This is a genomic window from Aquipseudomonas alcaligenes NBRC 14159 (assembly GCF_000467105.1).
GTDB lineage: Bacteria > Pseudomonadota > Gammaproteobacteria > Pseudomonadales > Pseudomonadaceae > Aquipseudomonas > Aquipseudomonas alcaligenes.
This window is the reverse complement of the sequence record NZ_BATI01000016.1, coordinates 73,130-95,144: the sequence shown is the minus strand read 5'-3', so window position 1 is coordinate 95,144 and position 22,015 is coordinate 73,130. Positions and strand designations below refer to the sequence as shown.

The 22,015-nt window shown below is 68.0% G+C and carries 20 protein-coding genes; 7 read left to right on the top strand and 13 right to left on the bottom strand.

Annotated elements, in window-relative coordinates:
- Window positions 1-84 precede the first annotated feature (84 nt).
- Window positions 85-1,644, top strand: coding sequence for a nitric oxide reductase transcriptional regulator NorR (gene norR, locus PA6_RS10600; protein WP_021700914.1), 1,560 nt, complete (start codon window positions 85-87; stop codon window positions 1,642-1,644).
- Window position 1,645: 1 nt separating this feature from the next.
- Here norR and PA6_RS10595 read toward each other — a convergent pair whose 3' ends face one another.
- Window positions 1,646-3,256, bottom strand: coding sequence for a methyl-accepting chemotaxis protein (locus PA6_RS10595; RefSeq protein ID WP_021700913.1), 1,611 nt, complete (start codon window positions 3,254-3,256; stop codon window positions 1,646-1,648).
- Between the two features lie 74 nt (window positions 3,257-3,330).
- Window positions 3,331-4,557, bottom strand: coding sequence for a nucleoside recognition domain-containing protein (locus PA6_RS10590; protein ID WP_021700912.1), 1,227 nt, complete (start codon window positions 4,555-4,557; stop codon window positions 3,331-3,333).
- Window positions 4,558-4,687: 130 nt separating this feature from the next.
- On the opposite strand from PA6_RS10590, the gene PA6_RS10585 reads away from it, so the two are divergent.
- From PA6_RS10585 to PA6_RS10575, 3 genes are all read left to right on the top strand, one after another.
- The gene (locus PA6_RS10585; protein WP_021700911.1) at window positions 4,688-5,344 is read left to right on the top strand and encodes a DUF3313 domain-containing protein; all 657 of its coding nucleotides are present in this window, start codon (window positions 4,688-4,690) and stop codon (window positions 5,342-5,344) included.
- Between the two features lie 116 nt (window positions 5,345-5,460).
- Window positions 5,461-7,161 (top strand): sulfatase-like hydrolase/transferase, encoded by a 1,701-nt coding sequence (locus PA6_RS10580; protein WP_021700910.1) that lies wholly within the window; start codon window positions 5,461-5,463, stop codon window positions 7,159-7,161.
- A 65-nt stretch (window positions 7,162-7,226) separates the two neighbouring features.
- Entirely contained in the window at window positions 7,227-7,634 is a 408-nt protein-coding gene (locus PA6_RS10575) for a DUF1330 domain-containing protein (protein WP_021700909.1), read from the top strand.
- On the opposite strand, the gene PA6_RS10570 is transcribed toward PA6_RS10575, so the two are convergent.
- From PA6_RS10570 to PA6_RS10535, 8 genes are all read right to left on the bottom strand, one after another.
- A complete protein-coding gene (locus tag PA6_RS10570; RefSeq protein WP_021700908.1) occupies window positions 7,635-9,206 on the bottom strand; it encodes an EAL domain-containing protein in 1,572 nt (523 codons plus the stop codon). It abuts the gene before it with no gap.
- A gap of 13 nt (window positions 9,207-9,219) precedes the next feature.
- On the bottom strand, window positions 9,220-9,996 hold the full coding sequence (locus PA6_RS10565) for an N-acetylmuramoyl-L-alanine amidase (RefSeq protein ID WP_021700907.1): 777 nt from the start codon (window positions 9,994-9,996) through the stop codon (window positions 9,220-9,222).
- A gap of 26 nt (window positions 9,997-10,022) precedes the next feature.
- Complete coding sequence (locus tag PA6_RS10560; protein ID WP_021700906.1) at window positions 10,023-10,616, bottom strand: MarC family protein; 594 nt, start codon at window positions 10,614-10,616, stop codon at window positions 10,023-10,025.
- 74 nt (window positions 10,617-10,690) lie between these two features.
- Window positions 10,691-12,565 (bottom strand): GGDEF domain-containing protein, encoded by a 1,875-nt coding sequence (locus tag PA6_RS10555; RefSeq protein WP_021700905.1) that lies wholly within the window; start codon window positions 12,563-12,565, stop codon window positions 10,691-10,693.
- A gap of 24 nt (window positions 12,566-12,589) precedes the next feature.
- The gene (locus PA6_RS10550; RefSeq protein WP_021700904.1) at window positions 12,590-13,435 is read right to left on the bottom strand and encodes an endonuclease/exonuclease/phosphatase family protein; all 846 of its coding nucleotides are present in this window, start codon (window positions 13,433-13,435) and stop codon (window positions 12,590-12,592) included.
- Window positions 13,436-13,445: 10 nt separating this feature from the next.
- Window positions 13,446-14,075 carry a thiol:disulfide interchange protein DsbA/DsbL gene (locus PA6_RS10545; protein ID WP_021700903.1) on the bottom strand — a complete coding sequence of 210 codons (630 nt, stop codon included), beginning with the start codon at window positions 14,073-14,075 and terminating at the stop codon, window positions 13,446-13,448.
- Between the two features lie 288 nt (window positions 14,076-14,363).
- Window positions 14,364-14,987 carry a c-type cytochrome gene (locus PA6_RS10540; RefSeq protein ID WP_021700902.1) on the bottom strand — a complete coding sequence of 208 codons (624 nt, stop codon included), beginning with the start codon at window positions 14,985-14,987 and terminating at the stop codon, window positions 14,364-14,366.
- Between the two features lie 190 nt (window positions 14,988-15,177).
- Window positions 15,178-15,471 carry a c-type cytochrome gene (locus PA6_RS10535; RefSeq protein ID WP_021700901.1) on the bottom strand — a complete coding sequence of 98 codons (294 nt, stop codon included), beginning with the start codon at window positions 15,469-15,471 and terminating at the stop codon, window positions 15,178-15,180.
- A gap of 193 nt (window positions 15,472-15,664) precedes the next feature.
- Here PA6_RS10535 and yihA point away from each other — a divergent pair, with 193 nt between their 5' ends.
- Entirely contained in the window at window positions 15,665-16,312 is a 648-nt protein-coding gene (gene yihA, locus PA6_RS10530) for a ribosome biogenesis GTP-binding protein YihA/YsxC (protein ID WP_021700900.1), read from the top strand.
- A 312-nt stretch (window positions 16,313-16,624) separates the two neighbouring features.
- On the opposite strand, the gene polA is transcribed toward yihA, so the two are convergent.
- Entirely contained in the window at window positions 16,625-19,411 is a 2,787-nt protein-coding gene (gene polA, locus PA6_RS10525; RefSeq protein ID WP_021700899.1) for a DNA polymerase I, read from the bottom strand.
- Window positions 19,412-19,485: 74 nt separating this feature from the next.
- Here polA and PA6_RS10520 point away from each other — a divergent pair, with 74 nt between their 5' ends.
- Both PA6_RS10520 and PA6_RS10515 read left to right on the top strand, forming a co-directional pair.
- Window positions 19,486-19,770, top strand: coding sequence for a DUF2782 domain-containing protein (locus PA6_RS10520; protein WP_021700898.1), 285 nt, complete (start codon window positions 19,486-19,488; stop codon window positions 19,768-19,770).
- 4 nt (window positions 19,771-19,774) lie between these two features.
- Complete coding sequence (locus PA6_RS10515; protein WP_021700897.1) at window positions 19,775-20,725, top strand: homoserine kinase; 951 nt, start codon at window positions 19,775-19,777, stop codon at window positions 20,723-20,725.
- On the opposite strand, the gene PA6_RS10510 is transcribed toward PA6_RS10515, so the two are convergent.
- Together PA6_RS10510 and PA6_RS10505 are read right to left on the bottom strand one after the other, a co-directional pair.
- Window positions 20,708-21,049, bottom strand: coding sequence for a hypothetical protein (locus PA6_RS10510; RefSeq protein ID WP_021700896.1), 342 nt, complete (start codon window positions 21,047-21,049; stop codon window positions 20,708-20,710). The genes PA6_RS10515 and PA6_RS10510 overlap by 18 nt on opposite strands.
- Window positions 21,049-21,954, bottom strand: coding sequence for a zinc ABC transporter substrate-binding protein (locus PA6_RS10505; protein ID WP_043216537.1), 906 nt, complete (start codon window positions 21,952-21,954; stop codon window positions 21,049-21,051). The genes PA6_RS10510 and PA6_RS10505 overlap by 1 nt, the downstream gene beginning before the upstream one ends.
- Window positions 21,955-22,015 lie beyond the last annotated feature (61 nt).

The following is a 22,015-nucleotide window of genomic DNA, read 5'->3' as shown; positions in this document are numbered from 1 at the left end:
TTCCATATAAATCAATCAGTTAATTTACATAGAGTCTTATCGACAGCATCAATTGCGCTGTCGATAAGACTTCACGGAGTCGGAATGACAACCCATCCACTGCTGCAGGCCCTGCTACCGCTGGTCGACGATCTCAGTCGTGAGCTGGTCGAAGCGGAACGTTACCGGCGCCTGCTCAGCGCCCTGCGCGCGCTGATCCCCTGCGACGCCACCGCGCTGCTGCGCCTGGAGGGCGAGCAGCTGGTACCACTGGCGGTGGACGGTCTCAGCCCGGATACCCTCGGACGGCGCTTCGCCGTGGCCGAACACCCGCGCTTCGCCGCGCTGCTGGCCGAGCGGCGACCGACCCGCTTCGCCGCCGATAGCCAGTTGCCCGACCCCTACGACGGCCTGGTCGAGGAACATGTCGGCCAGCTCGAAGTGCACGACTGCCTGGGCTGCCCGCTGTACATTGACGAGCGTCCCTGGGGCCTGCTGACGCTGGACAGCCTGCGCCCCGGCAGCTTCGCGCAGAACGACCTGGACAACCTGGATGCCTTCGCCCGCCTGGCCGCGGCCTCGGTCAAGGCCAACGACCGCCTGCTCGGCCTGGCCCAGCGCGCCGAAGCCGAGCGCCAGCTGGCCGCACGCTTTCGCGAGATGGCCGGGCAGGCCGGCGCTGCCGAACTGATCGGCCAGAGCGCCGCGCACCGGCGCCTGCTGGCGGAGATCGACACGGTCGCCGGCAGTGACCTGACCGTGCTGATCACCGGCGAAACCGGCGTCGGCAAGGAACTGGTGGCGCAGGCCATCCATGCCCGCTCGGCACGCGCCGGCAAGCCGCTGATCAGCATCAACTGCGCGGCCCTGCCGGACCAACTGGTGGAAAGCGAACTGTTCGGCCATGTGCGCGGCGCCTTCACCGGCGCCAGTGGCGAGCGCAGCGGCAAGTTCGAGCTGGCCGACGGCGGCACCCTGCTGCTCGACGAAGTCGGTGAACTGCCGCTGACGGTGCAGGCCAAGCTGCTGCGCGTGCTGCAGAGCGGCCAGCTGCAGCGCCTGGGCTCGGACCGCGAGCACCGGGTGGATGTGCGCATCCTCGCCGCGACCAACCGCGACCTGGCCGAGGAAGTGCGCGCCGGGCGCTTCCGCGCCGATCTCTATCACCGCCTCAGCGTCTACCCGCTGCAGGTGCCGCCACTGCGCGAGCGCGTCCGTGATGCCCTGCTACTGGCCGGGCACTTCCTCGAACAGAACCGCGCGCGCCTGCACCTGCGCGGCCTGCGCCTGAGCGCCGAGGCCCAGGCGGCGCTACTGGCACACCATTGGCCGGGTAACGTACGTGAGCTGGAACACCTGCTCGGCCGGGCCGCGCTCAAGGCGCTGGCGCGGCAGGCGGAACGCCCGCGCATCCTCAGCCTGGAGGCCATCGATCTGGATCTGGGAGCCCCCGCCGTGCTGCCGGCGGCGCCGGGCAACCCGCCAGCGTCGGCGGATGAGGGTGCGGTGATCGTAGACCTGCGCAGCGCGGTCGATGCCTACCAGCGCCAGCTGGTCCTGGCGGCCCTGGCGCGCCACCAGGACAACTGGGCCGCCGCCGCCCGCGAACTGGGCCTGGACCGCGCCAACCTGCACCGCCTGGCGGTGCGCCTGGGGCTCAAGTAGGTCAGAGGCGGAAGCGCTGCACCATGCCGTTGAGGTCGGTGGCCAGGCGCGCCAGCTCATCGCTGGCGCTGGAGGTCTGGCTGGCGCCATCGGCGCTCTGCTCGGCGATGTCGCGGATGGCCACCAGGTTGCGGTCCACCTCGCGCGCCACCTGCGCCTGCTCCTCGGCCGCGCTGGCGATCACCAGGTTCATCTCGTTGATCTGGCCGACCCGTTCGGCGATCTGCTGCAGCGCCTGATCCGCCTCGCTGGCCAGTGCCTGGCTGCGGCTGGCGAACTCGCTGCTCTGCTGCATGGCGCCGACCGACTCCTGGCTGGCGTTCTGGATCGCGCCGATCATGCGCTCGATCTCCTGGGTCGAACTCTGGGTGCGCTGCGCCAGGGCGCGCACCTCGTCGGCGACCACGGCGAAACCACGACCCTGGTCACCCGCACGCGCCGCCTCGATGGCGGCATTGAGGGCCAGTAGGTTGGTCTGCTCGGCGATGGTGCGGATCACTTCCAGCACCTGGCCAATCGATAGCGCCTCCTGGGCCAGGCGGCTGATCACCTGCGAAGTGCCTTCCAGCTTGCCGGTCAGCTGCACGATGGTGTCGCGGGTCACGCTGACCTGGCGGCGCCCGGTCTCGGCGCTCTGCTCCGCCTCGCGCGAAGCATCGGAGGTGTGGTTGGCGTTGCGCGCCACTTCTTCCACGGCGGCGGACATCTCGTTGACGGCGGTAGCGGCCATCTGAATCTCGCCGTTCTGCCGGTGGATGCCCTGCGAGGTCTGCTCGGTGATCGCGTGCATTTCCTCGGCGGCGGCGGCCAGCTGGGTCGCCGAGGTCTGGATGGCCTGCAGGGTGCCGCGCAGGCTGGACTGCATCTGCTCCAGGGAATGCTGCACGTCGGTGATCTCGTCGGCCCCCTCGCAGCGCACCGGCTGGCTCAGGTCGCCACCGGCGATGCGCGCCGCCAGCGCCTTCAGCTCTACCAGCGGACCGGTAATGCTGTGACTCAGCAACCAGGCGGTGATCAGGGTCAGCAGCAGACCGGCGCCGAGCAGCAGGGAGAACATCAGCACCGCGCGCTCGGCCTGTTGCTCGGCCTGCACGCCAGCCTTCTGCGCGCCCTCGCGGTTGAGCTGCGACACCGCCTCGAGCGCCTCCATCATGGCGTTATAGGCCTGCAGGCTGGCGCCCACGCTGGCCAGGTCGGGCTCGCCGGCCCGCGTCGAGTCCAGCACCTTGCGCAGCGCCTGCTCGTACTGGCGCGTCGCCTCCAGGTAGGCATTGAAGGCCCGCCGGTCATGCTCGTAGACGATCTCGGCGCCGTACTTCTGCTCGATGCTGTGCACCGAGCCGAGGAAGGTGTCGATGTCGCCGGCCAGGCTGTCGACCTGGTCCGGCAGGGTCAGCACCAGACTTTCCTTGAGGCGGATGTTCTGCCGGTCGGACTTCATCTGCGCGACCCAGTCCAGGCCCAGCATCCATTCGTCACGCATCTCCAGCACTTCGTGCTTGAGCCCCTGGATTTCCTTGAGCGCCACCCCGCCGGTGACCAGCAGGATCAGGCCCAGCAGGCCGAAGCCCAGCAGATTGCGGGCACGCACAGAGATATTGCGAAGGGACATGGGTACTCCAGGCAGGCGAGACTACATACCCAGGTTAGCGTCCGCGCGGCGCAAAAGTTGAGCCGCCCGGCGCCTCAGCCGAAGAACCAGTAGCACACGCCAATGGCCGCCAGCACCCCGGCCAGGTCGGCCACCAGCGCACAGCCGACCGCGTGACGGGCACGCTGGATGCCGACCGCGCCGAAGTACACGGCCAGCACGTAGAAGGTGGTCTCGGTGCTGCCCTGGATGGTCGCCGCCACCAGCGCCGGGAAGCTGTCGACGCCGTGGGTCTGCATGGTCTCGATGAGCATGGCGCGCGCCGCGCTGCCGGAGAACGGCTTGACCAGCGCGGTGGGCAGGGCATCGACGAAACGAGTGTCCCAGCCGGCCCACTCGATCAGCGCACGGATGCCGTCCAGGCCGATGTCGAGAGCGCCGGAGGCGCGCAGCACGCCGATCGCGCAGAGCATGGCGACCAGGTACGGCAGCAGGTTCTTGGCCACGTCGAAGCCTTCCTTGGCGCCCTCGACGAAGGTTTCGTAGACCGGCACCTTGCGCAGCCAGCCGACCAGCACGAAGAGGAAGATCAGGCCGAACAGGGTCAGGTTGCCGAGCAGCGACGACAGCTCCTTCAGCGCCACCGCGCTGAGGCCCGCCAGCAGCGCCATGAAAGCCCCCAGCAGCAGGGCGCCGGGAATCAGGTAGGCCAGCACCACCGGGTCCCACAGGCGCAGGCGCTGCATCAGCGCCACCGACAGCAGGCCGGCCAGGGTCGAGGCACTGGTGGCCAGCAGGATCGGCAGGAACACCAGGGTCGGGTCCTCGGCGCCCTGCTGCACGCGGTACATGAAGATCGACACCGGCAGCAGGGTCAGCGACGAGGCGTTGAGCACCAGGAACAGGATCTGCGCGTTGCTCGCCACCGTGGCGCTGGGGTTGAGCTCCTGCAGCGCCTTCATCGCCTTGAGGCCGATCGGCGTGGCGGCGTTGTCCAGACCCAGGCCGTTGGCGGCGAAGTTGAGGGTGATCAGCCCCAGCGCCGGATGGCCGCGCGGCACCTCGGGCATCAGCCGGGCGAACAGCGGGCCGAGGGCGCGGCCGAGCAGGTCGACCAAGCCGGCCTGTTCGGCGATGCGCAGGAAGCCCAGCCACAGGGTCAGGGTGCCGAACAGCACCACCATCAGCTCGACCGAAACCTTGGCCATGGCGAACAGGCTCTCGACCATGGCCGCCCATACTGTGACGTCGCCGCCTATCCAGCGCAGCGTGGCGGCCAGCGCGGCCACCACGAAGAATCCCAGCCACAGGCCGTTGAGCATGGTCAGTCCCCCGATCGATGGCGGCGATGATAGCCGGCACCCGGCGCTTCACCAAACTGCAAGGCGCACCTGCCAGTCTGCTATAAGCGACTAGAGTTAAAGCGCTTATCAACCCCTTAGGAGTGCAAGGATGAAACCCACACTGATGCTGTCTCTCGGCCTCGCAGCCGGCCTGCTGCTGGCCGGCTGCGCAAGCAAGACCACCCAGCCCTCGCAGTATTCCGGTTTCCTCGGCGACTACTCGCAGCTGCAGCCGGCCACCTCGGCCAGCGGCGCGCCGGTGCTGCGCTGGGTCTCGCCCGACTACAAGGCCACCAGCTATCGCTCGGTGTATATCGAGAAGCCGGTGTTCTATCCCGCGCCGACCCCCAGTGCACAGGTCAGCCAGGCCACCCTCGACCAGGTCGCCAACTACCTGCACCAGTCCATGCGCCGCGAGCTGCAGAGCCGCATGACCGTGGTCGACCAGCCCAACGCCGACAGCCTGGTGCTGCGCAGCGCGATCACCGCGGTCAGCGTCTCCACCGAAGGCCTCAAGCCCTACGAGGTGATTCCCATCGCCCTGGTGCTGGCCGCCGCCAACACCGCCGCCGGCACCCGCGACAAGAACACCGAGATCTACGTCGAGCTGGAGGCGCTGGACGCGCGCACCAGCCAGCCGATGGTGCGGGTGGTACGCAAGGGCCACGGCCTGGAGCTGGAGAACGACAGCGAACAGCTGTCGCTGAACACCCTCAAGCCGGCGCTGGACGTCTGGGCCCGCGACGCCCGCGCCTTCCAGCCCTGACGGGTGCGCCGCGCGGGTGGCGGGCCCGCGCGGCAAACTCCGGTAACAAGCCGGGCGGGAACCCGGCGCAAGGCGGAGCACTCTGTTGGCGATCCGCCACTATCGAGTAGTACCCCATGTCGCTTGCCGCCTTGGCTCCCGATACGTCCTCCCATCGCCTGCCCTGGTCCCTCGCCCTGCCGCGCCTGCTCCTGCTGAGCACCCTGAGCGCCGGCCTGCTGATGGCCGACGACTTCATCCAGCAACTCTTCACCAGCGCCAACCAGGCCGAGCTCGAAGCGCGCTTCGTGGTGGTGGTCTGGCTGTTCGCCCTGGGCCTGTGGCTGTGCGGCATGCCGCGCCTGGTGGCGAGCCTGCTGGTGCTGCTGGCCGGCATGCAGCTGATCCAGCTCAGCCATGTGTCGTTCTTCGGCGAGCCGCTGGCGGCGCCGGACATCGTCAGCCTGTTCGCCGACTTCGCCGAGGTGCGCGAAACCGGCTGGGCCAGCTTCGCCGACCACTGGCACGTGCTGCCCACGGTGCTGCTGCCCTACGGCCTGCTGCTGGCCCTGCACCTGTGGCTGCCACGGCACGTGCGCCTGCCGCAGAGCCGCTGGGCCCTGCTGATCATCGTCCTGGTGCTGGCGGCCAAGCCCTGGCGCGCCACCTACCGCGACTACAGCTCGTTCCTCCCCGGGCCGACCCGCAGCGGCCTGCACAACAGCTTCAACGCCTTCGCCTTCTATGGCGTGCGCCTGGCCTTCCGCCCGGCCGAAACGTTGCCCAAGGCGCCGTTCGTGCCCTACCGGGTCACCCCGGTGGCCAGTGGTGCCAAGCACGTCTGGGTGGTGGTGGCGGACTCGCTGCGCACCGACCGCCTCGGCCTGTTCGGTCACGAACGCGACACTACCCCGACCCTCAGCCGCCTGCAGGCCGAGGGCGCACTGCTGGCGCGGCCGGGCATCGCCTCCGGGGTGGCCACGGCGGTCAGCCTGCCGATGCTGCTCAACCTGATCCGCGAACCCGGCCAGCCCGAGCTGCTGCGCGAGCAGCCGCACAACCTGTTCGCCCTGGCCCGCACCAGCGGCTTCCGCACCCACTGGCTGTCGGCCCAGGAGTCCAAGCTGCTCAGCCACCTGGGCAGCCGCCACCTGGACGTCAGCGTCACCCGCGAGGACCACCCGCTGCTGTTCCTCAAGCGCCACGACCACGCCCTGGTCGACCTGCTCGGCGAGCAGCGCTGGGGCGAGCGCAATTTCGCCGTGATCAACCTGCGCACCGCGCACCTGCCCTACGAGGAGAACTACGACCAGCACAACGAGCCGCTGCCGAGCTGGCCGGTCGACCCGACCCTGCCGCGCGAGGAACGCCAGCGCAACGCCTACGACAACGCCATCGGCTACCTGGATGACGTGCTCGCCGAAGTCATCGCTCGCTTCGACCAGCTGCAGGGCGAGCGCTACCTGCTGATCACCGGCGACCACGGCCAGCTGCTGGGCGAAGGCGGGCGCTGGGGCCACAACGACCTGCTGCCGCAGGTCGCCGAGGTGCCGGTGATGGTGCTGGCGCGCGAGGCGCCGGAGGCGGCCCTGGAGTCACTGCGCCAGGAACAGTGGATCAGCCACCACGAGGCCGGGCTGTGGCTGGCCGAGCGCCTCGGCCAGCGGGTGGAGAATCCCAACCAGGTCGCCGGCGAGCACTTCGTGCAGGGCAAGCAGCTGTTCGGCGACAACATGATCCAGCGCGTGCGGGAAACGCCCGCGGGCCTGGTGTTCGATGAACCGCGCCTGCTCAGCCGCTGGCTGCGGGATCTGGGGGAGGCGCCATCCACGCCCTGAATGGAGCTTGCGACCGACCCCGCCGGTAGCGGAGGCTGGGCAGCAAACCCGACCAGGAGCCTGCCATGCCCAGCCTCAACCCCAGTCGCGAACAGTTGGCCGCCTTTGCCGAGCAGATGCCGGACGATGCGCCGATCCTGATGCTCAACCTGCTGCGCTACCGCGAGGCGGCCGACTACCCGGCCGCCAGCGAGCACGCCCCCTGCAGCGGACGCGAGGCCTATCGGCGCTACAGCCGCACGGCCCTGGCCAAGGTGCAGGGCGTGGGCGGCAGGGTCGAGCTGCTGGCGGCCGCGCAGGTGGCGCTGATCGCCCCCGCGGGCGAACAGTGGGACGAGCTGCTGCTGGTGCGCTACCCCTTGAAGGCGGCCTTCCTCGGCATGCTCGCCGACCCCGAGTATCGCGCCGCCACCGTCCACCGCACGGCGGCCCTGGCCGACTCGCGGCTGATCGGCTGCCTGCCGCCGGGCTGATCAGTGCGCCGCGACGAAGGCGCGGAAGGCCTCGGCGGACAGCGGCTTGGCGAACAGCCAGCCCTGGCCGATATGCGCGCCCAGTTCGGCCAGCAGACGCGCCTGCTCGGCCTGCTCGACCCCCTCGGCGATCACCTTCAGCCCCAGTGCCCGCGCCATGGCGATGATGTGCGGCGCCACCGGGCTGCTGGCGGCCTCGGTGCCCAGGGCATCGACGAAGCTCTTGTCGATCTTCAGCACGTCCACCGGCAGCTGCTGCAGGTAGGAGAGGCTGGAATAGCCGGTGCCGAAGTCGTCGATGGCGATGCGATGGCCGGCCTGGCGCAGCGGTTCGAGCACGGCCACGGCGCGCTGCGGGTCGACCAGCCCACGCTCGGTGACCTCGTAGACCAGCTGCGCGGGCGGCACCCCGGCGGCCTGCAGCGCCGCCTTCGCCTCGGCCGGGAAACGCGCCTCGACTAGGTCCGCCGCCGCCAGGTTCACCGAGATATACAGCTGGGGATGCTGGCGCAGCAGCTCGCCCTGCTCCTGCAGTACCTGGCGGATCACCCAGCGGGTGATCGCGGTGATCTGCCCGCTGTCCTCGGCCTGCGGGATGAACAGGTCCGGGCGCACCCGCTGGCCATCGGCGCGACGCCAGCGCAGCAGCGCCTCGGCGCCCACGCAGCGGCCACTGGCCAGGTCCACCAGCGGTTGGTAGTCCAGCTCGAACTCATCGCGCCGCAGCGCCTGCTCCAGCGCGCGCGCCAGCGACTGGTCGCGGCGCAGCAGTAGGGCCACCAGCCAGCCCAGCAGCGCCGCAAGCAGCAGGCCGGCAACCGACCATAGCGCCCTCAATGTCCGGCGCTGTTCGAGCAGCTGCTGGTCGGCACGGCTGATCAGCAGGCGCAGGCCGAAACGATCTCCGGCGCCCAGCAGGTGGGTGCGCCCGTCCCGATGCTGCAGCGTCTGCGGATACTGCAACAGGCGGCCCTCGGACACCCCGAGCAGGGATGTCTCACCTTCCAGGTCGAGCACCTGGCCATCCGGCCCGATCAGGCGACTGTCGGTCCCGGCCGGCATCTGCATCAACGCCCACAGGAAGCGCAGGCTGCTGGCCACCTTGACCTCGCCGCGGCCCAGCACCAGCGACGGCTGCAGCGGGTCCTGCAGGCGCTGTGGCTGCCACCAGATATCCACATCGTCGAGGCGCCAGTGGCGGTAGTCCTGCAGGGCCTGCGCCGAAGGCAGGCGCAGCGTGCGGCAGCTGCGGCCATCGGGCAGGGTACGACTGAAGCCGACCACGAACAGTTCGGCGGCGGCGCGTTGCTGCAGCTCGTCGCGCGAGGCCGCAGTGCAACGCTCGGCACTCAGGGCCTCGACGCGCTCGAGGCTGGCGTAGAGGCTGGCGAAGAAATCGCCAATGCGTTGCGCGCTGTGCTGGCGCAGCAGCTCCAGATCACGCTGCTCGGCCCGGCCAGCCTGCCAGTCCGCCACCCCGAGCAGGGTCGGCAGCAGCACCAGGGCACTCAGCAGGGCCGCCAGCAGGCCTAAGGGCAAGGGTCGAAGCCAGCGCCGCAATCCTTTGCCCATGGTCGTTCCTCGCTCAGGGAATGTTGTTCAGTACGGCGAGTATCGCTGCCGTTTCGGCATCCGCCAGTCCATCGTAGCGGGCCGGGCGGTACTTCATCTGGAAGGCCGCCAGCACGTTGCGGGTCTGTTCGTCGAACTGGCCGCTGAAGGCCAGGCTGAAGCCGACCTTGGCCAGCTGCTGCTGGAACCACAGGGCATCCGGCAGGGCCCGCTCGAACTCGCCGCGCCGGCTGGCCACCTGCGCCGCGTCCGGCCAGCGGATCAGCCCGGCCTCGGCCAGGCGCTGCCAGGGGAACAGCGGGCCGGGGTCGACCTTGCGCTGCGGCGCCACGTCGCTGTGACCGATGATGCTGTCGATCGGCAGGTCGTGACGCTTGACCAGATCCTTGAGCAGGGCGATCAGCGCCTGGATCTGCGCTTCGTCATAGGGCTGCCAGTGGCGGCCGTCGGGCCCTTCGACGTAACCCTGGTTGACCAGTTCGATACCGAGGGTACTGGCGTTCAACCAGGTGCGTCCCTGCCAGCTGCTGTCGCCGGCATGCCAGGCACGGCGGTTCTCGTCGACCAGGCGGTAGACCTTGGCCGAGCCCTCGCCGATCAGGTAGTGGGCGCTGACCTCGCCCTGGGTCAGCAGCGCCAGCGAGCGGGTGAAGTCGGTGGAGGTGTAGTGCAGCACGATGTACTGCACCCGGCTGCTCTGACCACGCGCGGTGTAGCTGTCATCGATTGACGGCGTGCCGGCGCACCCGGCGAGAAGCAGGGCGCAGAGGGCGAGGCGAAGGAATTTCATCGGTAGGGCGACTGCCTGTTCTGAACTCAGGGCGCGATATGCAGGATGCTCTGCAGATTGTCCAGCAGCATATCGACGCTGAGCATGATCAGCAGCATGCCGGTCAGGCGCTCGACGGCGGTGAGGCCGCGCGGACCGAGGAACTTCTGCAGCCAGGAGGCCTGCAGCAGGATGCTGGCGGTGGCCAGCCAGGCCAGGCCGACGGCCAGGTACAGCTCCCAGATCGGGCCGTCATAGGTACTGCGCAGGGTCAGCAGCACGGCCAGCGCCGAGGGCCCGGCCACCGCCGGGGTGGCCAGCGGTACCAGCAGCGGCTCGCCATCGGGCAGGTCGCCGAGCACCCCCTCCGGACGCGGGAAGATCAGGCGCATGGCGATCACGAACAGGATGATGCCGCCGGCGATGGCGGTGGACTCACGCGACAGGCCCAGACCGCTGAGAATCTTGTCACCGAAGGTGAGGAACAGCATCAGCAGCGCCAGGGCCAGCAGCAGCTCGCGCAGGGCCACGCGCATGCGCCGCTCGGGCGCGACGTTCTTCAGCGCAGCCAGGTAGATGGCAATGTTGCCGAAGGGGTCGGTGACCAGAAAAACCAGAACGGCAACGCCGAAAATATCCATGAACAGCTCCTCGAGAGGCTCACAGTCTATCCGGCGCCGAGGGCTGCGCCAAAACGCGCCGCGCTGGCCGCCGCTCAGCCCAGCTCGATGCGGTTGCGCCCCTCGCGCTTGGCCTTGTACAGCGCCTGGTCGGCACGCGCGAAAGCGGCCTCGCCGCTGTCGCCAGTGGCGAAGGCGGTAAGGCCGGAAGACAGGGTGATGGTCACCGGCTCGCCACGGAAGTGGAAGGGGCAGGACTCGACCCCCGCACGCAGTGTCTCCAGCAGTTGCTGGCCACCCTCCAGCGGTGTGCCGGGCAGCAGCAGGACGAATTCCTCGCCGCCGAAGCGGGCGAGAAAGTCGGTCTTGCGCAGGCGCTTGCTGAGCTCGCCGGCGATGATCTTCAGCACCTTGTCGCCGGCCAGGTGGCCGTAGCCATCGTTGATCCGTTTGAAGTGGTCGATGTCCAGCACCGCCAGCAGCAGATCACCGCCATAGCGCTTCCAGCGCGCCACCTCCAGCTCCAGGCGTTCGCTCCAGCCGGCACGGTTGGCCAGGCCGGTGAGCGGGTCGGTGAGCGCCTTCTGCCGCTGCTCCTCGATATGCTCGCGGAAGCCCTGGGCTTCGCCCTCCATCTCACTGACCTTCTGCGCTAGTGCCTGCAGGCGCCGGGCCACCTCCTCCTCGCGCCCCTCGCGCTGGCGCTGGTGCTCGATCACCGTGCTCAGCAGACCGTCCAGGCGTTGCTCCAGGGCCTGCTTGAGGCTGGCCAGGTCGGCAGCCTCCTGCACGCTGGCCTGCAGGCCGCTGACCTGCTCGCGCAGCTCGCGGTTGAAGCTGCGCGCGCTCTCCACCGACTCGCTGTAACCCTCGTGAGCCTGCCCCAGGGTGTCGATGAAAGCCGCCAGGCGTTCGTTGAGCTGCTTGAGGTAGACGGCGAACTCGCGCTGACCGCTGTCGCTCAGCGCCAGGACCAGCACGGCCAGGTCGTCCAGCACCGGCACCAGCTCGTACCAGTTCAGCCCGCCGCGCACCCGCTCGCGCAGGGCCTCGCCCTGCGGCTGGTGGTGCGCCGGCAACTCCAGCTCGTCGAGCAGGCCCAGCAGGCTCTGCGCCACATGTGGTGCTACCGCGCTGTACCCCGGCTCGGGGGATTCCGGCAGGGCAAAGGAGGGATCGCCCTCGCCGGTGAGGATGCGGGCATCCAGCGGCAGGCTGTCCAGGCTGGCGACGGCCGCCGGCAGCGGCGCCAGCGGACGCGCCGCAGGGGTGGGTTCCGCCACCGCAGCAGGAGGCGCCACCTCGGCAGTGGGCGCGGCGGAAGCCGGGAGCGGCGGCGCGGCGGCCACGGCAGCAGGCGCCGGCTCGTCGTCTTCGTCATCCGGCATGATCGGCGCGGGCGCCTGGGCTTGCGGCTGGGCTGCTGGTGCCTCGGCGACTGCCTCGTCGCGGCCACCGCCGAACAGACGCTGCAGCAGCCCGGGGCGTTCGACCGGTGCACTGCCCAGCACCGTCAGCGTCTTGCCCTGCAGGCTGCTCAGTTCGGCCAGCAGCGCCGGCATCTCGCGCGACTGGCTGGCGCGCTCGTCGATGCGCTTGGCGAACTGCTTGAGCGCCTTGCGCACCTCGCGTGGCGGATCGAGGGCGAGCAATTGCTGGGTCAGGTCGGTAATGCCGGCGATGTTCTGCTCGATGCGCTGCTGGCGGCGCTGCTCGGAGTCCAGCACCGCCTTCTCCAGGCGCGGGATCAGCGCCGAGAGGCCGCTGTCCATCTGCTCGCCACGGATCAGCTCGCGCAGCTCCTGCATGCACTGGTCGACCGCCTTGTCACTGCCCTCGGCGGCCAGCGAGCTGCGCACCAGACCACGCCGCAGCAGGTCGAGACGTTCATTCCAGAGCTTCTCCTGCAGTTCCTGCTGTTCCAGGCTCTTCAGGTATTTGGCTTTCCAGCGCTGGGCATCATCGGTCATGGTGGCGATCCAGTGGCAAAACCACTACAGCATAGGCAGGTTGAGGGCACCCGGCAGGCGGATATCCACCGCCACCGGCAAATGGTCGGAAATCGGCAGGCTGAGGACCTCGACCCGCTCCAGCACCAGCTCAGAGCTGAGCAGGATGTGGTCGAGGCAACGCTGCGGCCGCCAGCTGGGGAACGTCGCGGCAACCTGCGGCGCGACCAGGCCGAGATCACGCAGCGGCGAATGCTGCAGGAGATCGACGGCATGGGTATTCATGTCGCCCATCAGCACCACATGGCGATAGCGCTCGATCAGCTCGCGCACATAGGCCAGCTGGCGCGTGCGGGTCCGCGCGCCGAGCGCCAGGTGCAGGTTGACCACCGCCAGGGCATCGGCACCTTCACCGAAACGCACGAGTATGGCGCCGCGGCCGGGCGGGCCGGGCAGCGGATGGTCTTCCACCAGGTCGGGACGCAGGCGGCTGAGCACGCCGTTGCTGTGCTGGGCCAGGCGCCCGAGATCGCGGTTGAGCTGCTGGTACCAGTAGGGAAAGGCCCCCAGCTCGGCCAGGCGCTCGACCTGGTTGATGTAGCCGGAGCGCAGGCTACCGCCATCCACCTCCTGCAGGGCGACCAGATCGTAGTCAGCCAGCAGGGCGCCGATGCGCTGCAGGTTGCCGGCACGGCCGTGGTGCGGCAGCAGGTGCTGCCAGCCGCGGGTCAGGTAATGGCGATAGCGTTCGGTGCTGATGCCAACCTGGATGTTGAAGCTGAGCAGGCGCAGGCGCCCGTCACCCGCGTGACCGCCAGAGTCCGGGCAAAGGCCGTTGACCTGCGCCTGGCGCAGGCCCGCGGAACGCCCGGAACTCCAGCGGCGCAACATGGCGAGGGTCTCAGTTGGCGGAACGCTCTTTCTGGATCAGGAAGTCGGCAACCTGCAGGGTTTCCTGCGGGCCACCCGAGCTGCGGATGTCGAAGCGGTACTTGCCGCCGACGATCAGCACCGGAACGCCGCTGATCTGGTAGGCAACCGCCAGCTTCTTGGCCTTGGCCATCTGACCCTTCACCGCGAAGGAGTTGAAGGTGCTGAGGAACTTGCTCTTGTCGATGCCATGAGCCGCGAGGAACTCGGCCATCTCTTCGGCAGTGGCCAGCTTGCGCTTCTCGTTGTGGATGGCGTTGAACACGGCGTCATGCACGCGCTGCTCGACACCCATGGACTCCAGCGTGATGAACAGCTGCCCGTGAACATCCCAGATGCCGCCGAACAGCGCCGGGATACGCACGAAGTTGACGTCGGCCGGCAGCGTCTTGATCCACGGATTGAGGGTCGGTTCGAACTGGTAGCAGTGCGGGCAGCCATACCAGAACAGCTCGACCACCTCGATCTTGCCCGGCTGCGATACCGGTACCGGGTTGCTCAGCTCCTCGTACTGGCGACCGGCTTCGATGTTCTCGGCCTGGGCGTTCAGGCCCAGCAGGCTGAGGCCGGCGAAGGCGGCACTGAGAATCAGGTTACGCATGCAGAACTCCTTGAGAATGAGAGCCGCGCAGACACGGCGGTTCGCTTCGACCGACAGTGCAGCAGCGGGTTCCGGCATTGTAGCGGCAGCACCAATGAAAAAGGGTGGCCGTAGCCACCCTTTTCTTTCCGCCGGTCAGCGCCGCGCAGAACTCGTTTACGATCTCGCGAGCTAGAGAAAGACAAGGCGGAAGCGGCTGAGGAAGCGGAATTTACATGTAGTAAATGAGCATTCCGAAGCCGCTTTCAACGCAGTCTTTCCGACGCGCAGCAGATCGTAAGCGGGTTCTTAGTGCAGGCCCTGGATATAGCTGGATACCGCTTCGATATCCTTGTTGCTCAGCTTGGCGGCGATGGCGCGCATGGTCATGGCGTCGCCGTCGTTGGTACGGTTGCCTTCGCGGAAATCGGTCAGCTGCTTGGCCACGTACTGGCCGTGCTGGCCACCCAGCTTGGGGAAGCCCGCGGCAGCCAGACCGGCGCCGTTCGGCGAATGGCAACCGGTGCAGGCCGGCATGCCCTCGGCGAGCTTGCCGCCACGGAACAGCGCCTCGCCACGCTCGATCAGCTTGGGATCGGCGGCGCCGACGCTCATCTTCTGACCGGCAAAGTAGGCGGCGATATCGGCCATGTCCTGGTCGCTGAGGTTGTCCAGAATACCGGTCATCTCCAGCACGGTGCGCTTGCCGCCCTTGATGTCATGCAGCTGCTTCAGCAGGTAGCGCTCGCCCTGGCCGGCCAGCTTGGGGAAGTTCGGCGCGGCGCTGTTGCCGTCGGCGCCATGGCAGGCACCGCAGACGGCGACCTTGGCCTTGCCGGCTTCGGCATCGCCGACGATCTTGCCAGCGTCGGCGGCTTGCGCTGCCACGGAGACACCCAGGCTCAACAGGAGACTCACGAGTACTTTGTTCATCAGCTAATCCAATAACGGCTAGAGGTAATTTGGTTTTCTTTGAACCTGTTCTGGATCTTGCAGGCTAAGGCCAGACTAGGCAAAAACAGGCGGGGAAGCGCAGAGTTCACCGAGGGCAAATCTGCATCCGAGCCTGTTTTCAACCGCGCATGACCGACACACAACAGATCGCGAACAGGTTCTTGTGGGACTACTCGCTCATCAACTTGATGACGGCCTGGTAGTCCTCGGCACTGCAATCCATGCACAGGCCACGAGGTGGCATGGCATTCAAACCGTTGGTAACGCTCTGTACCAGTGCATCCGTACCCTTGGCCAGCCTGGGTTCCCAGGCCGCCTTGTCGCCCCGCTTGGGCGCCATCGGCAACTGACCATTGTGGCAGGCCGCACAGGCCTTGGCATAAACCGCTTCCGGATCCTGCGCCGCATTCGCGGCACCCGACAACCACAGTAACGCTGCACTGACGATCAGCACTTTCTTCATAGCCAAACCTCAATCAGGGAGGGAACGGCCTGCGTCTGGTCGCGCAGCGGGTTCTGTCTCGTTCCCGGCGGAAGGACAAAGCGCACACAAAATCTGCGGCATTATATACTGGCGTCGCTGAAACGGAAGCGACAGCATGCCGCGCCCCCTGGCGCCGCCACGCGTTCCGGCTCCCCGCCCATACGGACTCCCCATGTCATCCAAGAACCCCATTCTCGGCCTGTGCCAGCAGGCAACCTTCCTCATCAGCGCCGCCAAGGTCGACCAGTGCCCGGACGACCAGGGCCTGGAAGTGGCCTTCGCCGGCCGCTCCAACGCCGGCAAGTCGAGCGCGCTGAACACCCTGACCCACGCCAACCTGGCGCGTACCTCGAAGACCCCGGGTCGTACCCAGTTGCTCAACTTCTTCCGCCTGGATGACGAGCGCCGCCTGGTCGACCTGCCGGGTTACGGTTACGCCAAGGTACCGATTCCGCTCAAGCAGCACTGGCAGAAGCACCTGGAAGCCTACCTGGGCAGCCGCGAAAGCCTGTGCGGGCTGGTGCTGATGATGGACATCCGTCATCCGCTGACCGAGTTCGACAACATGATGCTCGACTGGTGCAAGGCCAGCGGCATGCCGCTGCATATCCTGCTGACCAAGGCCGACAAGCTGACCTTCGGCGCAGCCAAGAACACTCTGCTCAAGGTCCGCCAGGAAATCCGCAAGGGTTGGGGCGACGGGGTCGCCAGCATCCAACTGTTCTCCGCGCCCAAGCGCCAGGGCGTGGACGAAGCCCAGCTGGTACTGGCCCAGTGGCTGGGACTGATAGAGGAAGAAGAGGCGCAACAGGACGCCTGACCCTGCACCTCACGACCGGCTGAAACCCCTGCCAGTGGGGCTGATGTCGGTCCGCAGGCTTTCGCCGGGCAAAAAAAACCCCGGGCTTCGTATGGGGAGGGAGAAGACCGGGGTTCAATTCTGAACCGCTAGGGCGGGGTTCAGAGATCTGCCAACATTAAAACACAGGAGCATCGAAGGGCTTCGTTGCCATTCACGATCTCTGACCCCCCTTGCGCAGCAATAGTTCAGATTTTTTTAAATCGCATTGCGATAAGCAGGTCCGTTCTTAGTCGATACAGCAACAAACCTGCGACCTTATGCCGCAACGCCTCAGTGCGCCTCGTCCCAGTTGTTGCCTACCCCAGCCTCGACCACCAGCGGCACGTCCAGCTCGGCGGCGCCGCTCATCAGTGGCAACAGGCCGGCGCGCAGCGCTTCGATCTGATCCTCGCGAATCTCCAGCACCAGTTCGTCGTGCACCTGCAGTATGACTTTCGCATCCAGCCCGGACTGCGGCAGCCACTGGTCCACGGCGATCATCGCGCGCTTCATGATGTCCGCCGCGGTGCCCTGCATCGGCGCATTGATCGCCGTGCGCTCGGCGCCCTTGCGCAGGGCCGGGTTCTTCGCGTGGATGTCCGGCAGGTACAGGCGGCGGCCGAACAGGGTCTCGACATAGCCCTGCTGGGTCGCCTGCTCGCGGGTGCGCTCCATATAGGCGAGCACGCCGGGGTAGCGGGCGAAATAGGTGTCGATATAGGCCTGCGCCTGCTTGCGGTCGACGCCGATCTGCTTGGCCAGGCCGAAGGCGCTCATACCGTAGATCAGGCCGAAGTTGATCGCCTTGGCACTGCGGCGCTGGTCGGAGCTGACCTGCTCCAGCGGCACGCCGAACACCTCGGCGGCGGTGGCGCGGTGCACGTCGCGGTCGTGACGGAAGGCATCCAGCAGGCCCTCGTCCTTGGCCAGGTGCGCCATGATGCGCAGCTCGATCTGCGAGTAGTCCGCCGACATCAGCTTGTAGCCTGCGGGCGCGACGAAAGCCTGGCGGATACGCCGGCCCTCGGCGGTGCGGATCGGGATGTTCTGCAGGTTCGGGTCGGTCGACGACAACCGCCCGGTGGCCGCTACCGCCTGGTGATAGCTGGTGTGGATGCGCCCGGTGCGCGGGTTGATCTGCTCCGGCAGCTTGTCGGTGTAGGTGCTCTTCAGCTTGCTCAGGCTGCGGTATTCCATCAGCAACTTGGGCAGCGCATGGTCCTGCTCGGCCAGTTCGGCCAGCACGTTCTCGGCGGTGGACGGCTGGCCGGTGGCGGTCTTGCTCAGCACCGGCAGGCCGAGCTTGTCGTAGAGGATGGCACCCAGCTGCTTGGGCGAGCCGAGGTTGAACTCCTGGCCGGCCAGCTCGAAGGCCTGGCGCTCCAGCGCCACTAGGCGCTCGCCGAGCTCCAGGCTCTGCTGGCCGAGCAGCTTGGCATCGACCAGCGCGCCGTTGCGCTCGATACGCGCCAGCACCGGCACCAGCGGCATCTCGATGTCCTTGAGCACCTTGGCCAGGCTCGGCGTGGCCTGCAGCCTGGCCCACAGGGTCTGGTGCAGACGCAGGGTCACGTCGGCGTCTTCGGCGGCGTAAGGCCCGGCCTGCTCCAGGGCGATCTGGTCGAAGGTCAGCTGCTTGGCGCCCTTGCCGGCAATGTCCTCGAAGCGGATGGTGCTGTGCTCCAGGTACTTCATGGCCAGGCTGTCCATGTCATGGCGGGTCGCCGTGGAATCCAGCACATAGGACTCCAGCATGGTGTCGAAGGCCACGCCCTGCACCTCGATCGGCGTGGTCGCGTGGGCCAGTACGTTCATGTCGTACTTGGCATGCTGACCGACCTTGGCCTTGGCCGGGTCTTCCAGGATCGGCTTGAGCGCACGGAGCACCGCGTCGCGGTCCAGCTGCGCCGGCACGCCCATGTAGGAGTGGGCCAGCGGCACATAGGCGGCCTCGCCGGCCTCCACCGCGAAGGACACGCCGACCACCTGGGCCTGCTGCGGGTCGAGGCTGGTGGTCTCGGTGTCGAAGGCGATCAGCTCGGCGGCCTCCAGCTTCTTCAGCCAGGCGTCGAAGCGCGCCTGCTCCAGCACCGTCTCGTAGCGCGATTCGCTGGCCGGTTGGGCGGCAACGGCAGCAGGCTCGGGCGCATCGAACAGGCCACCGGTCGGCGCCGCCACCGTGGCCGGACGGGCCTTGGGCTGCTGGCGCTGCAGCTCGTCGAGCCAGCCCTTGAACTCCAGTTCGGTATACAGGGTGACCAGTGCCGCACGGTCCGGCTCGCCGGGGTGCAGATCGTCGACGCCGACGTCCAGCTCGACATCGGTCTTGATAGTCGCCAGCTGGTAGGACAGGAAGGCCATGTCCTTGTGCTCGGCGAGCTTGGCCGGCAGGGTCTTGGCGCCGCGGATCGGCAGCTCGGGCACCTTGTCCAGGCTGGCGTAGAGCACGTCGAGGCCGCCGCCGACGCCGACCAGCAGGCCCAGCGCGGTCTTCTCGCCGACCCCCGGCACGCCGGGGATGTTGTCCACCTTGTCGCCCATCAGGGCCAGGTAGTCGATGATCAGCTCGGGACCGACGCCGAACTTCTCGCGCACGCCCTCGATGTCGTAGACGCTGCCGGTCATGGTGTTGACCAGGGTGACGTGCGGGCAGACCAGCTGGGCCATGTCCTTGTCGCCGGTGGAGATCACCACGTCGCGGCCGAGCGCGGCGGTCTGCCGGGCCAGGGTGCCGATCACGTCGTCGGCCTCCACGCCTTCCACGCACAGCAGCGGGTAACCGAGGGCGCGCACGGCGGCGTGCAGCGGCTCGACCTGGCCGCGCAGCTCCTCGGGCATCGGCGGGCGGTGCGCCTTGTAGTGCTCGAACATCTCGTCGCGGAAGGTCGGGCCCTTGGCGTCGAACACCACGGCGAAGGGGCTGTCCGGGTACTGCTTGCGCAGGCTCTTGAGCATGTTCAGCACGCCCTTCACCGCACCGGTCTGCAGGCCTTTGGAGTTGGCCAGTGGCGGCAGGGCGTGGAAGGCGCGGTACAGGTAGGAGGAACCGTCGACCAGAACGAGAGGGGCCTTGGACATGCTTGGAGTCAACCTTTTGCCGGGTGCGAGCGCTAGAATGGCTGCATCAACCTGAAGAAAGGAACAAGGTTACCATGCGCCTGCTCACCCGCCTGACCCTGGCCACCCTGCTGGCCGCCAGCCCAATGCTCGCCCTGGCCGAGGAAGAAGTCACCGGCGACCCGGACGTGACCATCCGCCAGGATGGCGACAAGACCATCACCGAGTACCGGCAGAACGGTTTCCTTTACGCCATCAAGGTCACGCCGAAGAACGGCAAGCCGTACTTCCTGGTGCGTGCCGACGGCAGCGAAGGCAACTTCATCCGCTCCGACCAGCCGGACATGCTGATTCCCGCCTGGGAAATCTTCAGCTGGTAAGCCCATGTCCGTCTTCACGCCCCTCGAACGCCCAGAGCTGGAAGCCTTCCTCGAACCCTACGGGCTCGGCCGCCTGAAGGACTTCCAGGGCATTGCCGCCGGCAGCGAGAACAGCAACTTCTTCATCAGCCTGGAAGGCGGCGAGTTCGTCCTCACCCTGGTGGAGCGCGGGCCGCGCGCCGACATGCCGTTCTTCATCGAACTGCTGGAGCGCCTGCACCAGGCCGGCCTGCCGGTGCCCTATGCGGTGCCGACGCAAGGCGGCGAGGCCCTGCGCGAACTGGCCGGCAAGCCGGCGCTGCTGCAGCCGCGCCTGGCCGGCAAGCACGTCAGCCAGCCCAACGCCCACCACTGCGCGGAAATCGGCGCCTGGCTGGCGCGCCTGCACCTGGCGACCCGCGAGCATATTCTGGAACGGCGCAGCGACCGCGGCCTCGACTGGATGCTCGAAGAAGGCCCGGTGCTGGCCCTGGAGCTGCATGACGAACAGCTGCCGCTGCTGCGCGACAGCCTGCACGAGGTGGCCGAACTGAAGACGCGCATCCTCGCCCTGCCGCGCGCCAACCTGCATGCCGACCTGTTCATCGACAACGCGCTGTTCGACGGCAACCAGTTGGCCGGGGTGATCGACTTCTACAACGCCTGCTCGGGACCGATGCTCTACGACCTGGCGATCACTCTCAACGACTGGTGTTCGGCAGCCGACCAGCGCCTCGACGGGCCGCGCGCCCAGGCGCTGCTCGGCGCCTATGCCGCGCTGCGGCCCTTCACCCGCGCCGAGGCCGAGCTGTGGCCGGCCATGCTGCGCATCGCCTGCCTGCGCTTCTGGCTTTCCAGGCTGATCGCCGCCCGCCGTTTCCAGGGCCGCGATGTGCTGGTCAAGGACCCCGGCGAGTTCCAGCGCCGCCTGGCGCAGCGCCAGCAGGTCGGCCTGGCGCTACCGTTCGCCTTCTGAGACCGGCTGCAGGCTGTACAGCCAGCGCTCAGCCGCAGGATGGGCGAGCGGCTGCAACTGGTCGAACTCGCCCTTGTCGATCAGCAGCTCCAGCTGCGCCTGCGCGTTGTACTCGCAGAAGCGCAGACGCAGGCGGGTACCGGCCGGCAGGGTGATGCCGGCGCCATCCTCAAGGGCAACACCGACGCGGTAATCACGGAAGTCGCCGGCGCACAGCAGGTCCGTCAGCCCGGCCTGCCAGCGTGCGGCGTGCCAGCCCAGCAGCGCGCTCAGGCCCATCAGCGACAGCGTCACCGCCGCCCACAGCAGCCGCCGGCGGCGCATCAGAGGCCTTCCAGGCAGCCGGCCAGTTGCCCGGCCAGCGCCTCCAGCAACTGCTCGTAGCTGCCTGCCTCGGCGCCCAGCGCATCCAGCTCGGCCAGCCGCACCGGCAGGCCGGCGGAGAGCGTCTCGGCCAGGCGCGGGCGCAGCGGCGGCTCGCTGAACACGCAGGCCGGTCCGGTCGCCTTGAGCCGCTCGCGCATCGCCGCCACGTGGCGGGCGCCGGGCTGCACCTCGCTGGCGGCGGTGAACACGCCGACATGCTGCAGGCCATAGGCGCTCTCGAAATAGTCGAAAGCCTGGTGGAAGACAAAGAACGGTTTGCCGGCCAGCGGCGCCAGGCGCGTCTTGAGGCGACCATCCAGCGTGCCCAGGCGCTGCTCGAAGGCCTGCAGGTTGGCCTGGTACAGCGCGGCATTGGCCGGGTCGGCCGCAGCCAGGTCGGCGGCCATCTTCGCGGCGATCACCCGCGCGTTGGCCGGCAGCAGCCAGAGGTGCGCATCCAGGCTGCCGGGGCGGTGATCATGGTCGTGATCGTCATGCTCGTCGTGGTGCTCGTCTTCGCCATGCGCCGCCTGGCCAAAGTGGCGCAAGGTCATGCCCGGCAACTCCTGCACGGCCACGCTGGGCTTGTCGCGCCCCGCCAGTACGCGCGGCAGGAAACCTTCCAGGTCCGGGCCAACCCAGTACAGCAGGTCGACGTCCGCGACCCGCCGCACATCGGACGGGCGCAGGGCGAAGTGATGCGGCGAGGCGCCGGGTGGCAGCAGCACCTCGGCCTGTCCGGCATCACCCTGAATGGCGGCGGCGATCAGTTGCAACGGCTTGATGCTGGTCAGCACGCGCACTTCGGCGCGGGCGGAGAGGGCGGTGAGACAGAGCAGGAGCAGAACAAGGAGGCGCGACACGGAACAACACTCGGCGGGCAAAGAGTAATAGAATAACGTCTCTTCACCCGGACGTCCCCGT